This is a genomic window from Variovorax sp. Soil_C_33, assembly GCF_057656935.1.
Genome location: NZ_JBDGJK010000016.1, coordinates 127,582 through 140,014, shown reverse-complemented (window position 1 = coordinate 140,014; position 12,433 = coordinate 127,582). Strand labels below are relative to the sequence as shown.

General features: G+C 67.6%; 15 protein-coding genes. 3 read left to right on the top strand and 12 right to left on the bottom strand.

Translation table 11 applies throughout. From position 1 onward, the window contains the following. Window positions 1-19: 19 nt before the first annotated feature. Window positions 20-931, bottom strand: a complete 912-nt coding sequence (locus AC3A6B_RS22965; RefSeq protein ID WP_487838953.1) for an alpha/beta hydrolase — start codon at window positions 929-931, stop codon at window positions 20-22. Between the two features lie 186 nt (window positions 932-1,117). Further along, window positions 1,118-1,720, bottom strand: a complete 603-nt coding sequence (locus tag AC3A6B_RS22960; protein ID WP_487838952.1) for a TetR/AcrR family transcriptional regulator — start codon at window positions 1,718-1,720, stop codon at window positions 1,118-1,120. A gap of 99 nt (window positions 1,721-1,819) precedes the next feature. On the opposite strand from AC3A6B_RS22960, the gene phaP reads away from it, so the two are divergent. Beyond that, window positions 1,820-2,314 (top strand): TIGR01841 family phasin, encoded by a 495-nt coding sequence (gene phaP, locus AC3A6B_RS22955; RefSeq protein WP_487838951.1) that lies wholly within the window; start codon window positions 1,820-1,822, stop codon window positions 2,312-2,314. A gap of 106 nt (window positions 2,315-2,420) precedes the next feature. Continuing rightward, on the top strand, window positions 2,421-2,663 hold the full coding sequence (locus AC3A6B_RS22950; RefSeq protein WP_487838950.1) for a hypothetical protein: 243 nt from the start codon (window positions 2,421-2,423) through the stop codon (window positions 2,661-2,663). 4 nt (window positions 2,664-2,667) lie between these two features. Here the strand turns inward: AC3A6B_RS22950 and AC3A6B_RS22945 are convergent, their stop codons facing one another. The 3 genes from AC3A6B_RS22945 to AC3A6B_RS22935 all read right to left on the bottom strand — a co-directional run bounded on the left by AC3A6B_RS22945 (window position 2,668) and on the right by AC3A6B_RS22935 (window position 4,149). After that, a complete protein-coding gene (locus AC3A6B_RS22945; protein ID WP_487838949.1) occupies window positions 2,668-3,111 on the bottom strand; it encodes an RcnB family protein in 444 nt (147 codons plus the stop codon). Window positions 3,112-3,197: 86 nt separating this feature from the next. Beyond that, window positions 3,198-3,551, bottom strand: coding sequence for a hypothetical protein (locus tag AC3A6B_RS22940; RefSeq protein ID WP_487838948.1), 354 nt, complete (start codon window positions 3,549-3,551; stop codon window positions 3,198-3,200). Window positions 3,552-3,576: 25 nt separating this feature from the next. Then, window positions 3,577-4,149: a cob(I)yrinic acid a,c-diamide adenosyltransferase gene (locus AC3A6B_RS22935; protein ID WP_487838947.1), complete on the bottom strand. Its 573-nt coding sequence runs from the start codon at window positions 4,147-4,149 to the stop codon at window positions 3,577-3,579. A 58-nt stretch (window positions 4,150-4,207) separates the two neighbouring features. On the opposite strand from AC3A6B_RS22935, the gene AC3A6B_RS22930 reads away from it, so the two are divergent. After that, the gene (locus AC3A6B_RS22930) at window positions 4,208-5,632 is read left to right on the top strand and encodes an FAD-binding oxidoreductase (RefSeq protein WP_487838946.1); all 1,425 of its coding nucleotides are present in this window, start codon (window positions 4,208-4,210) and stop codon (window positions 5,630-5,632) included. 58 nt (window positions 5,633-5,690) lie between these two features. Here the strand turns inward: AC3A6B_RS22930 and AC3A6B_RS22925 are convergent, their stop codons facing one another. From AC3A6B_RS22925 to mnmG, 7 genes are all read right to left on the bottom strand, one after another. Further along, window positions 5,691-6,596, bottom strand: a complete 906-nt coding sequence (locus AC3A6B_RS22925) for a CsgG/HfaB family protein (RefSeq protein WP_487838945.1) — start codon at window positions 6,594-6,596, stop codon at window positions 5,691-5,693. Between the two features lie 118 nt (window positions 6,597-6,714). After that, window positions 6,715-7,656, bottom strand: a complete 942-nt coding sequence (locus AC3A6B_RS22920; protein ID WP_487838944.1) for a ParB/RepB/Spo0J family partition protein — start codon at window positions 7,654-7,656, stop codon at window positions 6,715-6,717. 5 nt (window positions 7,657-7,661) lie between these two features. After that, window positions 7,662-8,204: an RBBP9/YdeN family alpha/beta hydrolase gene (locus tag AC3A6B_RS22915; RefSeq protein ID WP_487838943.1), complete on the bottom strand. Its 543-nt coding sequence runs from the start codon at window positions 8,202-8,204 to the stop codon at window positions 7,662-7,664. Between the two features lie 39 nt (window positions 8,205-8,243). After that, window positions 8,244-9,098 carry a ParA family protein gene (locus AC3A6B_RS22910; protein ID WP_487838942.1) on the bottom strand — a complete coding sequence of 285 codons (855 nt, stop codon included), beginning with the start codon at window positions 9,096-9,098 and terminating at the stop codon, window positions 8,244-8,246. A 1-nt stretch (window position 9,099) separates the two neighbouring features. Beyond that, window positions 9,100-9,714 (bottom strand): LysE family transporter, encoded by a 615-nt coding sequence (locus tag AC3A6B_RS22905; RefSeq protein WP_487838941.1) that lies wholly within the window; start codon window positions 9,712-9,714, stop codon window positions 9,100-9,102. 60 nt (window positions 9,715-9,774) lie between these two features. Continuing rightward, window positions 9,775-10,413, bottom strand: coding sequence for a 16S rRNA (guanine(527)-N(7))-methyltransferase RsmG (rsmG, locus tag AC3A6B_RS22900; protein ID WP_487838940.1), 639 nt, complete (start codon window positions 10,411-10,413; stop codon window positions 9,775-9,777). Beyond that, window positions 10,410-12,359 (bottom strand): tRNA uridine-5-carboxymethylaminomethyl(34) synthesis enzyme MnmG, encoded by a 1,950-nt coding sequence (gene mnmG, locus AC3A6B_RS22895; protein ID WP_487838939.1) that lies wholly within the window; start codon window positions 12,357-12,359, stop codon window positions 10,410-10,412. The genes rsmG and mnmG overlap by 4 nt, the downstream gene beginning before the upstream one ends. Window positions 12,360-12,433 lie beyond the last annotated feature (74 nt).

Below are 12,433 nucleotides of genomic sequence, written 5' to 3'. Positions count from 1 at the left end.
CTTCTTCCTCGTCCGCTTCTCAAGGCCTGACGACGAACGCGGCCACTTCCTGCAGCACCGCGGGCTCCTTGAGGATGCGCCGGTGGCCCAGGCCCTCGGTCGCGATCAGCCGCGCGCCCGCGATCGCGTCACGGTAGGCCACCCCGTCCGCGAAGCGGTTGACGCGATCCTCGCGGTCGTGCACCACCAGCGTGGGCTGGGCGATGCGCGGGCCCACGGCGGCCGGCTCCAGGAGCGGCATCAGGATGCCCTCGCGCGCCTCGATCCGCCGCTGCATCGCGGCCCGCGTGCGCTCGCTGAGTCCGAACACATGCGCGAAGTAGCGCGTGAACGCATGCGGCGACGCGGGCGGCGCCAGCAGCACCAGGCTTTGCACGGGCAGGCTCCGGCTCGCGGCATAGGCCAGCGCATTGGCGCCCAGCGAATGTGCGACCACGGCCTGCAGGACGCTCCCCTGCTGCACCAGCCGCGCCGCCACGTAGTCGATGGCACGTGCGAACTGCGGCAGGTTGCTGGCCGTGCCCGCGCTGCGGCCATGGGCCGGCATCTCGAGCAGCACCGGCGTGAAACCCTCGGCCGCCACGGCCTGCGCGAGCGCCAGCATCTGGCCCGCATGGCCGCCCCAGCCGTGCACCAGCAGCACCCGCGGCGTGTCCGCGGCCATCACGGCGGGCACGTAGACGCTCAGGCTTGCATCCTCGAAGGCCCAGGCCTCGCGCCGCCAGTCCGCACCCGGACCGTGGCGCCGGTTCGTCCACTTGAGCGGCAGCGGCGTGCCGAAGAGCCGAAAGGCGGCGCGAACTCCCAGGGCGGGCCAGGCGCGCTGCGCCGCGCCCAGCGCGACGCGCAGCGCGCGCATCGCGAGGCTGGCGCCGTAGTAGTTGGAAGCGACGGCGCTGGCGCTGGTGCTGGTGCTGATGGTGGATTCCATGCTCAGTACCAGACCCAGTCTTCGTTGCTGCGCGGCAGACCGCGCACGGTATCCGCGATGGACCGGATGCCGAGCCCGACCAGGCAGGCTCCGAGAAAGAGAAAGGCGATCAACATGAGGCTCTCCTTTTATCGCACGATTGTGCGAAATCTAGACAAGGGAAGGGGCAAGGCAAAGACATGGGGTTCAGGCCCGGTAGCTGGCCACCAGCCGCTGCCAGGTCAGCACGGCGCGATCGGCGGCACGCGGATCGCGCAGGAAGCGCGCGTCGTGCAGCAGGGCCATGATCAGGCCGTTGATCTCGCTGACCAGCTGCGCGGGGTCGGTGTCGGCCTTGAGCTCGCCGGTTTCGATCGCCTGCAGCACGGTACGCCGGAGCGCGGCGCGCCAGCGCGTGACTTCTTCCAGCAGCAGGTCGCGCAGCTCGCCTTCGCGGTCGTCGAGCTCGAAGGCGCCGGCGGTGTAGATGCAGCCGGTTTCGATCTCCACGTCGCGGGTGCGCACGATCCAGCGAGACACGATCTCGTCGAGGCGCGCGAGGCCCTTGGGCTTCTGCATCGCGGGCACGAAGACATCGGCCAGGAAGCGGCGGCCGAATTCCTCGATCACCGCCTTCTGCAAGGCCTCGCGCGAACCCACGCGCGAGAACACCCCGCTCTTGGACAAGCCCAGCCGCGTGGCCACCGCCTGCAGCGTGATGGCCTCCAGGCCTTCGGCCGAGGCGAGATCCATCGCCGCACCGACGATGGCGGTGCGGGTCATCTCGCTTTTCTGGGTCTTGGCGTCCACGGGGGCAATTTAGCACATACGTGCGAAATTGCAAGCCGCTTCCATGAAACCGTGATGTGGGCGTATCGTGGCAGCCCCAACCACAGAACGGAGACAGGCATGGCAACAAGCAGCAAATCGAGCGGCACCACCGCCGCCAAAAAGGCGCGCCCCACGGCGACGACGGACGACGTCCAGGACGCCTTCATCAAGCCGCTCAAGGGCATGGCCGAGCGCTTGCAGAACCTTCCTCTGGCGGGCGCCGCGGGCGCCATCGTCGAGAGCGGGCGCAAGGACCTGCAGGCGATGGTGCAGGCCAACGAGAAGTCCTATCAGGGCTTGCAGGCGGTGGTGCAGCGCCAGACCGAGATGCTCAAGGCATCGATCGTCGAATGGCAGGGCGCGGTGAAGGGCATGTCGCCCGCCGAGCCGCGCGAGAACCTTGCCAAGCTCGATGCCATGGGCAAGGCCGCCTTCAAGCAGGCGCTCGACGATATCCGCGAACTGTCGGAGTTGGCGGCCAAGTCACAGGCCGAGGCCTTCGACATCGTGAGCGAACGCATCCGGTCCAACGTGGACGAGGTCAGCAAGCTGCTGCAGCCCAAGCGCAAATGATGGCCGGTCGGCGTCTTGTGGCCTGATCCGAGAAAAAGGTCCGTGACGCTTCACACAGGAAGCGTACATTGGTCCCCATTCCTCAGCGATCGGAAAAGAACCAGCCATGGCATCGACTTCCATTCCAGCACGTACTTCCGCGACCGATGAGGCTGCGGCCCGGGAACGACTGCGGCAGGCACTGCCCGCCACGGTCGATCTGTTGAATCAGCGCCAGGCCGACCGGATCGACGACAAGGACATCGACGCCTACGTGAAACTGAACTGGCTCGAATGGCACGGCGGCGGCCTGCGCCTGACCATCACCGGGCGCAACGTGTGCGCCCAGACGGCACCGACCGCCGTCTGAAGCCTTATTGCCCCGCGATGATCTGCGCGATCAGGCCGGTGGCGATGGCGGCCAGCACATAGTCGCCGCCGACGCCGACCCACTGGTAGCCGCGCGGGGGCTGTTGCAGGCGATGGCCGCGCCAGTCGCCGACCACGTAGTTGCGGCCGCGGTACTCGCGCGGCACGTAGCCGCCGCGGCGCCATTCGGCACGCGGATGGGCGTAGCCGTGGCGGTCGAAATGGCGGCCGTCCCGAAAGTCCTGGCGAGCACCGTGGCGGTCGAACTGGCGGCCGTCCCGGAAGTCCTGGCGAGCACCGTGGCGGTCGAACTGGCGCTGCTGCTGTTGGTGCTGCTGCAGGCCCCGGCGATCGTCATGGTCGAACCGGCGATCCTGCGCAAAGGCGCCGCCCGCCATGCACATCGCAAGCGCCGCTGCGGCCACGGCCATGCTCTTGGACTTGATCATCTTGGAACTCCTTCGCGTTGATGAGGAGTTCAGTGTCGGCGGGCCATGTGTCGCGCACGCGCGGTGCGTGTAGGCGCGAGGTAAAGCTACGGCGCGCTGGTCTGGGGCCCGACCGGCGGCGGCGCGGCATGGCCGCCGCCGAGCTTGCGCCCGAAGGCCTCGCCCACCCTGCGCACCGGCCGGCTCGCGCGCTCCGACGCGTTGTTGACGCCACGCTCGGTGGCGCTGCCCGCGCGCTCGATGCCGCGGCCGGTGGCATCGGCGCCGCGCTCGATGCCGCCGAGAACCTTGCTGTCGCGAGGCGGGTTTTTCAGAGTGTGGGCGCGCTGCGCCTTCGGTGGGTTGTCGGCGCTCTGGGCCGATGCGGCAGCCGGCAGCGCGAGCACGGCCGCGAACATGAGCGCGGCGATCGATGCGGGAGAACGGGGTTCGATGGGCATGGTTCGGGTTCCTGGGTTCAAGTCGTCATTCCTCACTGGCAGCGGCACGCGCCATGCGCTCGCTCTTCCAGTACACGTCGTCGCCGCCGTCGATGCGGTTGAGCACGCGCGCCAGCACGAACAGCAGATCGCTCAGGCGGTTGAGGTACTGGCGCAGCGCATCGTTGAGTTCGGCCTCGGCGCCGAGCGCGACGACCGCACGCTCGGCGCGCCGCGCGACCGTGCGGCACACATGCGCCTGCGAGGCGGCCCGGGTGCCGGCCGGCAGGATGAACTCGGCCAGGCGCGGCAGCGCCGCATTGTGCTCGGCCAGCGCGTTGTCCAGCTGCAGCAGCGCATCGGCCTTGAGCAGCGTGTGGCCCGGCATCGAGAGCTCGCCACCGAGGTTGAAGAGCTGGTGCTGCACGTCGACCAGCAGCTCGCGCACGGGCGCCGGCATCGGCTCGCACAGCAGCACGCCGATCTGCGAGTTGAGCTCGTCCACGTCGCCCATGGCGTGCACGCGCAGGTGGTCCTTGGACACGCGCGTGTTGTCGCCGAGGCCGGTGGTGCCGTCGTCGCCGGTGCGCGTGGCGATCTGGGTAAGTCGATTGCCCATGTCGGGGCCCTTTTCGAATGCGGTTCGTAGAATGGTAGACCCTTCAGGAGACCCGCCGATGAACGCCCCCGCCGCCATTTCCCATCTCACGCCCGAGATCGCGCTGCGCGAGGTGCCCGACGCGCTGATCCAAGCCCTGAAGGCGCGCTTTGCCGAGCGCTGCTCGACCGCGATGGCGGTGCGCACGCAGCACGGGCGCGACGAGTCCTCCTTCGATGCGCCGCCGCCCTCGGCCGTGATCTTCGCCGAGAGCACGCAGGACGTGGCCGATGCGGTCAAGCTCGCGAGCGAGCACAGCGTGCCGGTCATTCCCTTCGGCGTCGGCTCCTCGCTCGAAGGGCACCTGCTCGCGGTGCAAGGCGGCATCAGCGTCGACGTGAGCCGCATGAACCGCGTGCTCTCGGTCAATGCCGACGACCTCACGGTCACGGTGCAGCCCGGCGTCACGCGCAAGCAGCTCAACGACGAGATCAAGAGCACCGGCCTCTTCTTCCCGATCGATCCTGGCGCGGATGCCTCGATCGGCGGCATGACCGCCACGCGCGCGAGCGGCACGAACGCGGTGCGTTACGGCACCATGCGCGAGAACGTGCTGGCGCTCGAGGTGGTCACGGCGAGCGGCGAGGTGATCCGCACCGGCACGCGCGCCAAGAAGTCATCGGCCGGCTACGACCTCACGCGCCTGATGGTCGGCAGCGAGGGCACGCTGGGCGTGGTGACCGAGATCACGCTGCGCCTCTATCCGCTGCCCGAGGCCGTGTCGGCGGCGATCTGCTCCTTCCCGAGCATCGAGGCGGCTGTGCGCACCACCATCGAGATCATCCAGCTGGGCGTGCCGATCGCGCGCGTGGAGCTGATCGACGTCAACACGGTGCGCATGGTGAACGCCTACGCGAAGCTCGGCCTGCGCGAGGAACCGATGCTCCTGATGGAGTTCCACGGGTCGCCGGCCGGCGTCAAGGAACAGGCCGAGACGGTGCAGGAACTGGCCAGCGGCCACGGCGGCAAGGCCTTCGAGTGGGCCAGCACACCGGAGGAGCGCACGCGCCTGTGGACCGCGCGGCACAACAGCTACTTCGCGGCCGTGCAGTCGCGCCCCGGCTGCCGCGTGATCTCGACCGATACCTGCGTGCCGATCTCGCGGCTGGCCGACTGCCTGCTGGAATCGGTGGCCGAGGCCGACGCCAGCGGCATCCCCTACTTCCTGGTCGGCCACGTGGGCGACGGCAACTTCCACTTCGGCTATCTGCTGGATCCGAATGCGCCCGAAGAGCGCGTGACGGCCGAGAAGCTCAACCATGCGCTGGTGTCGCGCGCGCTGGCGCTCGAAGGCACCTGCACCGGGGAGCACGGCGTGGGCCTGCACAAGATGGACTTCCTGGTCGCCGAAGCCGGCGCCGGCGCGATCGACATGATGCGCACGATCAAGCGCGCGCTCGATCCGAAGAACATCATGAATCCCGGCAAGATCTTCAGCCTCTGAGAAAGAAAAAGCCCGGGGCTCTGAGAGCCGCCGGGCTTTGCACCCTGAGCGCCGTGCCTTATTTCTTGGTGCTGCCGTTGCGCCGAACCGGCGCACGCTCTGCAGGCGCCGAGGTCTGGGACGGTGCCACGCCGCCATCGACGCCCAGCCGGCCGCCGCCGCCCAGGCCCTGCCCTTGCACCGTCTGCGCCTTGTAGTTGCGCAGCGAAACGACCATCTGGTTGAAGGCGTCCATGAAGGCGGCGCTGATCACCTTGCCCTGCGCCGTGTTGGTGTAGCCGCCGAGCGCGCCGGCGCCGCTGCCGCCGAAGACGGAGCCGAAGGCGCCGAAGTCGGTCTTGGAGGCGCTGCCTTCCGAAGCCGCGACCTGCACGCCCGAGCGGTTGTCGATCAGCGTGAGCAGCGCGCTGGCTTCCTTGGTCTGCAGGTTGCCGCCGACCGCGGCCAGCACGCCGCTGTAGCGGCCGCCGACCAGGCCGCCTAGCGAGGCGCCCGCGCCGCCGGCATTGCTGTTGCTGAACACGATCTCCGGCGACATGCCGTAGTCGGAGGCCACCATCTGGCCGCGGCCGAAATTGCTGCCCTGGCGCATTTCGCCCGAGGCCATGAGATCGCGTTCGCGCGACATCGCGTTCATGCCGGCCGCGCCGCGCTCGACCACCACGAAGCAGTTGGATTGCTGGATCAGCAGGCGCAGCAGGTTGGCCGTCGGGGGCAGCTTGTATTCGTTGCGCAGGACGGTGTACCAGCCCGCCGATTGGTTCTCGATCAGCGACACCGTGCCCAGCGGCGAGGCGCAGCGCTCGAGCGAGCTGCTGGTGTTGGCCGATGCACTGCCGGCGGCGCTGCCGGTGGCCACGGTCTTCGCGCTCTGGCTGCCCATCTGCATGTCGGTGGTCTGGCAACCGGTCAAAAGAAGCGCCCCCACGGCGACGGCGGCAAGCGGAAGTCGAGCGATGTGCATGGTGGAATCCCCTCCGAGATCTTTCGGATTGAAGTTAAAAAAAGTAACTTCCGAGGATATGCGCAAAGAAGCCGCCGGATCAATCGCCCGGAAGCAAGGGATCCACGATGTTGTTGAGTTATGCCGTTTGGCGGATGCGGTCGATCAGACCGTTGAGCGCATCGAGCGAGCCGAAGTGGATGGCGAGCTCGCCGCTCTCCTCCACCTTCCCGTTGCGCTTGCTGCGCTTCCTGATGCGCACTTCGACTTCGGCCGCCAGCAGATCGGCCAGCTCTTCCTCCACGCGCTGGAGGTCGCGCGACTTCTCGGCGGCACCGCGCCGCGGCGACGGCGTGAGGCTGAATTCGGCGGCCAGCTTCTTGACCAGCGCCTCGGCTTCGCGGACCGAAAGCTTCTTGGCGGCGATCTGGTTGGCCGCGGTGATCTGAGTGCCCTTGTCGAGCGAAAGCAGCGCGCGCGCGTGGCCCATGTCGATGTCGCCCGCCATCAGCATCGCCTGCGCCGGTTCGGCCAGGTTCAGCAGGCGCAGCAGGTTGCTGGCGGCGCTGCGCGAGCGGCCTACCGCCTGGGCCGCTGATTCGTGAGTGAGCCCAAACTCGGCGACCAGACGTTGCAGGCCTTGGGCCTCTTCCAGCGGATTAAGGTCTTCGCGCTGGATGTTCTCGATCAGCGACATGGCCGCGGCGGCCTCGTTCGGCACATCGCGCACGAGCACCGGCACGCTGTCCAGGCCGGCGAGCTTGGCCGCGCGGAAGCGGCGCTCGCCCGCGATGATCTCGAACTCGGCGTTCTTGGCGCGCGCCGCGTCGGTGTCGAGGCGGCGAACCAGGATCGGCTGCATGATCCCCTGCACCTTGATGCTCTCGGCCAGCTCGTACAGCGCACCCTCGTCCATGCGCGTGCGCGGCTGGTAGACGCCGGGCACCATCTGGTCGAGGGTCAGTGCGGTCGGATTGGGCGGCGCGGCATCGTCGTTGGCGGAGCTGTCCGGGCCGTTGAAGGTCGGGCCCAGCAGGGCTTCGAGTCCGCGGCCGAGGCCCTTGGGTTTCTTGGTGGCCATCGAGGTCATTCTTCTTTCAGTAGATCGTTCAGCAATTGCCGGCCCCGGGGCCAGTCGCCCAGGCCGGATTCGCCGTTGAGGTGGCCACCCCGACCTGCGTCGATGTAGCGGGCTTCCCAGTCGCGTGCCATCTCGCGCGATCGCTCGGCGGCACAGTAGGGGTCGTCGTTGGCCGCGATCACGAGAGCGCGGAAGGGCAAGGCTTGGCGCACGATCGGCGCCCAGCCGGGGATCAGCTCGCGCAGGTCCTCGCGCTCCAGGTCGCCCGGCGCGACCAGCAGCGCGGCCGCCACCTTGTGCGTGTTACGCGAATGCGCAGCCCAGGCGGCGACCAGGATGCAGCCCAGGCTGTGCGCCACGAGCGCGACCTGCCCCGGTGCGGCCAGAATCTCCTCTTCGAGTCGGGCCGACCAGTCGCCGCGCAAGGGGCGCATCCAGTCGTGCTGCTCGACTCGGTGATCGCCATGGACCGCCTCCCAGCGACTCTGCCAATGCGGCGGATCGCTGTCTTGCCAGCCGGGCAGCAACAGGATTTTCGGGACAGTCATCTGCTGCAAAATTGATAGCAAAAAAGGGTCCGACGGGCCTCAGAGGCCGTTCGGATTCTGGATCGCCACCGGCGGCGCATCCATCGGTTCCGGCGCGGGCGCGGTGGCGGCACCCGCCATCGCACTGGCCGGCGGCATCTTCTCGACCAGCTCCTGCGCAAAGGCGATGAACGCCTGGCTGCCCCGGGCCGCCGGATCGAAGACCACGCCTGGCAGGCCGTAGCTTGGCGCCTCGGCCAGCCGCACATTGCGCGGGATCACGGTGTCGAACACTTTTTCGCCGAAGTGGGACTTGAGCTGTTCGCTGACCTGCTGCTGCAGCGTGATGCGCGGATCGAACATCACGCGCAGCAGGCCGATGATCTGCAGGTTCTTGTTGAGGTTGGCGTGCACCTGCTTGATGGTGTTGACCAGGTCGGTCAGCCCTTCGAGTGCGAAATACTCGCACTGCATCGGCACGATCACGCCGTGGGCGCAGCACAAGCCATTGAGCGTGAGCAGGCTCAGGCTCGGCGGGCAGTCGATCAGGATGAAGTCGTACTCGGCGCCGATGGCGGCCAATGCCGTGCGCAGGCGCTTTTCGCGTCGGTCGAGCGCGACCATTTCCACTTCGGCGCCGGCCAATTCGCGGTTCGCGCCCAGCACGTCATAGCCGCACTTTTCGGACTTCACCCGCGCTTCGGCCACAGAAGCGGATTCGAGCAGCACGTCGTACACCGTCGTTTCCAGCTTCCGCTTGTCGATGCCCGAGCCCATGGTGGCGTTGCCCTGCGGGTCGAGGTCGATCATCAGGACCCGCTGGCCCACCTTGGCCAAGCCGGCGGCCAGGTTGACGGTGGTCGTGGTCTTGCCGACGCCGCCCTTCTGGTTCGCGATGCAGAAGATCTTCGCCATGCTATCGGGACACCGCCAGCTTGACGCCAAAGGCGATCAGGAAGACGCCGGCCAGCTTTTCCAGCATGGCCGAGATGCGGGGATTGGCGCGCAGGCGCTCGGCGAGGAAGTGCGTGAGCAGCGTCGCGATCAGGCAATAGACGAAGGTCAGCACGGCGATCGTCAGCGCCATCACCGCGAAGGTGGTGAGCCCCTGGTGGCGCGCCGGATCGACGAAGAGCGGGAAGAAGGCCATGTAGAAAACGATGGCCTTCGGGTTCAGCAGCGTGATCATCAAGGCCTGACGGAAGTACTGCCGCGGCCGGATGTTCAGAATCGGCGCAGCGCCGGGTTTGGCGGTCAGCATCTTGAAGCCCAGCCAGGCCAGGTAGGCCGCGCCCAGCCACTGGACGGCCTTGAATGCGGCCGGATAGGCACCCAACAAGGCGGCGACGCCGGCCACCGCAGCCCACATCAGCATCTGGTCTCCGGCGATCAGGCCGAAGGCAGCCGCCAATCCGCCGCGGATTCCGCCTTTGCCCGTCGAAGTAATGATCGCCAGGTTCCCGGGCCCGGGAATCGCGAGAAAGAGGATGATGGCGGCGACGAACGCGCCGTAGTCAGCGATGCCGAACATGGAATTTGCCTTCGATGGGAGAGCGTCGAGTCTAAGCGAGGTCGACGCACCGGGCGCCTGTCAGGCGGCAGGTTTTCGCGCCCAGACGATGCAACGCTCCGCATCGAGGCCCGGAACGCTCAATTGTTCCACGTGAAACACATCGATTCCGGGCGGCAGCTCGGCAAGTTCGTCGTCGGGCATCTTGCCCTTCATGGCCAGCCAAAGCCCGGCGGGCGCCAGCAGATGCCTCGAACCGCTGAAGAAGTCGGGCAGCGAGGCGAAGGCGCGCGAACTGATGAGCTCGTAGCTTCCAGCCAGCGATTCGACGCGCGCGTGCACGCCCCGCAGATTGGACAGCCCCAGCTCGGCCGCGACCTGCTGGACGAAAGCGGCCTTCTTGGCCACCGCATCGAGACAGTTGACCTCGATGTCCTCGCGCAGGATCGCAATCACCACGCCCGGCAAGCCGGCACCGGCGCCGACGTCGAGCAGCTTCGCTCTCCCCGGCCATTCACGGTTCAGCGGCCCGATCACCGACAGGCTGTCCAGCAGATGATGCGTCAGCACCGTCGCCGGATCGCGCAACGCCGTCAGGTTGTAGACCTTGTTCCACTTGAGGATGAGCGCGCCGTAGGCCAGCAGCCGTTCGCACTGGCGATCGCTCAGGGCGAGGCCGAGTTTGGCTGCACCCTCGCGCAGCGCCAGATGCTGGCTCATTCGCCGATCTGCTGCGGCTCGGCCGCCGCGTCCTTGGCGAAGGCGCGGTGCCCGCCCTTGCGCAGATGGATCATCAGCAAGGAGATGGCCGCCGGCGTCACCCCGGAGATGCGCGAGGCCAGCCCCAAGGTTTCCGGCCGGTGCTTGCTCAGCTTCTGCCGCACCTCGAAGCTCAGCGCGGCGACCTGGCTGTAGTCGAGGTCGGCAGGCAGCTTGAGATTCTCGAAGTGCGCCGCCCGCTCGACCTCGTCATGCTGGCGGTCGATGTAGCCGGCGTACTTCGCCGCGATCTCGATCTGTTCGATCTCCGATTCGCCCAGCGCCTGCTCGCAGCCGTACTTGCCGCCGTTTAGCGACATCAGCGAGGCATAGCTCACATTGGGCCGGCGCAGCAGATCGCCCAGGTTGTACTCCCGCTCGATCGGCTTGCCGAGCACGCGCTCGGATTCCGCCGCCGGCAGGTTGCGCGGATTGACCCAGATCGAACGCAAGCGCTCTGTTTCACGTGAAACAAGATCGCGCTTGCGCGAGAAGGCATCCCAGCGCGCATCGTCCACCAGGCCCAGCTTGCGCCCCATCTCGGTGAGCCGCATGTCGGCGTTGTCTTCGCGCAGTTGGAGCCGGAACTCGGCACGGCTGGTGAACATGCGATAGGGCTCGGTCACGCCCTTGGTGATCAGGTCGTCGACCAGCACACCCAGATAGGCTTCGTCGCGCCGGGGCAGCCAGGCGGCCTCCCCTCTGCATTGCAGCGCCGCGTTGATGCCGGCGAATAAGCCCTGCGCCGCCGCCTCTTCGTAGCCGGTGGTGCCGTTGATCTGCCCCGCAAAGAACAGCCCCTGGATCGCGCGCGTCTCGAAGTTGCTCTTGAGTTCGCGCGGATCGAAGTAGTCGTACTCGATCGCGTAGCCCGGTCGCAGGATGTGGGCGTTCTCCAGCCCGGCCATGGAGCGCACCAGCTGGTACTGGATGTCGAACGGCAGGCTGGTCGAGATCCCGTTCGGGTAGTACTCGTTGGTCGTCAGGCCTTCGGGCTCCAGGAAGATCTGGTGGCTTTCCTTGTCGGCAAAGCGATTGATCTTGTCTTCGACGCTCGGGCAGTAGCGCGGCCCGATGCCGTCGATCTTGCCGGTGAACATCGGGCTGCGGTCGAAACCGGAGCGGATGATCTCGTGCGTGCGTGCGTTGGTGTTCGTGATCCAGCACGGCATCTGCTGCGGGTGCATGTCGGCCCGGCCCATGAAGCTGAAGACCGGCATCGGCCCGGCACCGCCCGGCATGCCGTCTCCCGGCTGCTCGACGCACTTCGAGAAATCGATGCTTCGCCCGTCCAGCCGAGGCGGCGTCCCCGTCTTGAGCCGGCCCTGCGGGAGCTTCAGTTCCTTGAGGCGCGCCGACAGGCTGACTGCCGGCGGGTCGCCCGCGCGGCCGGCCTGGTAGTTGTCGAGCCCGACATGGATGCGGCCGTCGAGAAAGGTACCAGCGGTCAGCACCACCGCCCGCGCGCGAAACGCGATACCGACCTGCGTGATCGCGCCGACGACGCGGTCGCCTTCGATCATCAGGTCATCGACCGCCTGCTGGAACAGCGACAGATTAGGCTGGTTCTCGAGCCGGCGCCGGATCGCGGCCTTGTAGAGCACGCGGTCGGCCTGCGCGCGCGTGGCTCGCACGGCCGGCCCCTTGCTCGAATTGAGGATGCGGAACTGGATCCCGCCCTCGTCGGTCGCGATCGCCATTGCGCCGCCCAGCGCATCGACCTCCTTGACCAGGTGGCCCTTGCCGATGCCGCCGATCGAGGGGTTGCAGCTCATCTGCCCCAGCGTCTCGATGTTGTGGGTGAGCAGCAGCGTGCGCGCGCCCATGCGCGCGGAGGCCAGCGCGGCTTCGGTGCCGGCATGGCCGCCGCCGACGACGATCACATCGAATTCTTCGGGGTACAGCATGGAGAGTGGGGGCGCACCTGCGCGTGCGCTCGCGGAAAGGGGCGCCAATTTTAATCGCGGGCGCCGCTCCGTGC

Bases quoted from the DNA above. Each gene is read 5' to 3' on its own strand.
- AC3A6B_RS22965 (WP_487838953.1), bottom strand. From the start codon at position 931: ATGGAATCCACCATCAGCACCAGCACCAGCGCCAGCGCCGTCGCTTCC.
- phaP (WP_487838951.1), top strand. From the start codon at position 1,820: ATGGCAACAAGCAGCAAATCGAGCGGCACCACCGCCGCCAAAAAGGCG.
- AC3A6B_RS22950 (WP_487838950.1), top strand. From the start codon at position 2,421: ATGGCATCGACTTCCATTCCAGCACGTACTTCCGCGACCGATGAGGCT.
- AC3A6B_RS22945 (WP_487838949.1), bottom strand. From the start codon at position 3,111: ATGATCAAGTCCAAGAGCATGGCCGTGGCCGCAGCGGCGCTTGCGATG.
- AC3A6B_RS22940 (WP_487838948.1), bottom strand. From the start codon at position 3,551: ATGCCCATCGAACCCCGTTCTCCCGCATCGATCGCCGCGCTCATGTTC.
- AC3A6B_RS22935 (WP_487838947.1), bottom strand. From the start codon at position 4,149: ATGGGCAATCGACTTACCCAGATCGCCACGCGCACCGGCGACGACGGC.
- AC3A6B_RS22930 (WP_487838946.1), top strand. From the start codon at position 4,208: ATGAACGCCCCCGCCGCCATTTCCCATCTCACGCCCGAGATCGCGCTG.
- AC3A6B_RS22925 (WP_487838945.1), bottom strand. From the start codon at position 6,596: ATGCACATCGCTCGACTTCCGCTTGCCGCCGTCGCCGTGGGGGCGCTT.
- AC3A6B_RS22920 (WP_487838944.1), bottom strand. From the start codon at position 7,656: ATGGCCACCAAGAAACCCAAGGGCCTCGGCCGCGGACTCGAAGCCCTG.
- AC3A6B_RS22915 (WP_487838943.1), bottom strand. From the start codon at position 8,204: ATGACTGTCCCGAAAATCCTGTTGCTGCCCGGCTGGCAAGACAGCGAT.
- AC3A6B_RS22910 (WP_487838942.1), bottom strand. From the start codon at position 9,098: ATGGCGAAGATCTTCTGCATCGCGAACCAGAAGGGCGGCGTCGGCAAG.
- AC3A6B_RS22905 (WP_487838941.1), bottom strand. From the start codon at position 9,714: ATGTTCGGCATCGCTGACTACGGCGCGTTCGTCGCCGCCATCATCCTC.
- rsmG (WP_487838940.1), bottom strand. From the start codon at position 10,413: ATGAGCCAGCATCTGGCGCTGCGCGAGGGTGCAGCCAAACTCGGCCTC.
- mnmG (WP_487838939.1), bottom strand. From the start codon at position 12,359: ATGCTGTACCCCGAAGAATTCGATGTGATCGTCGTCGGCGGCGGCCAT.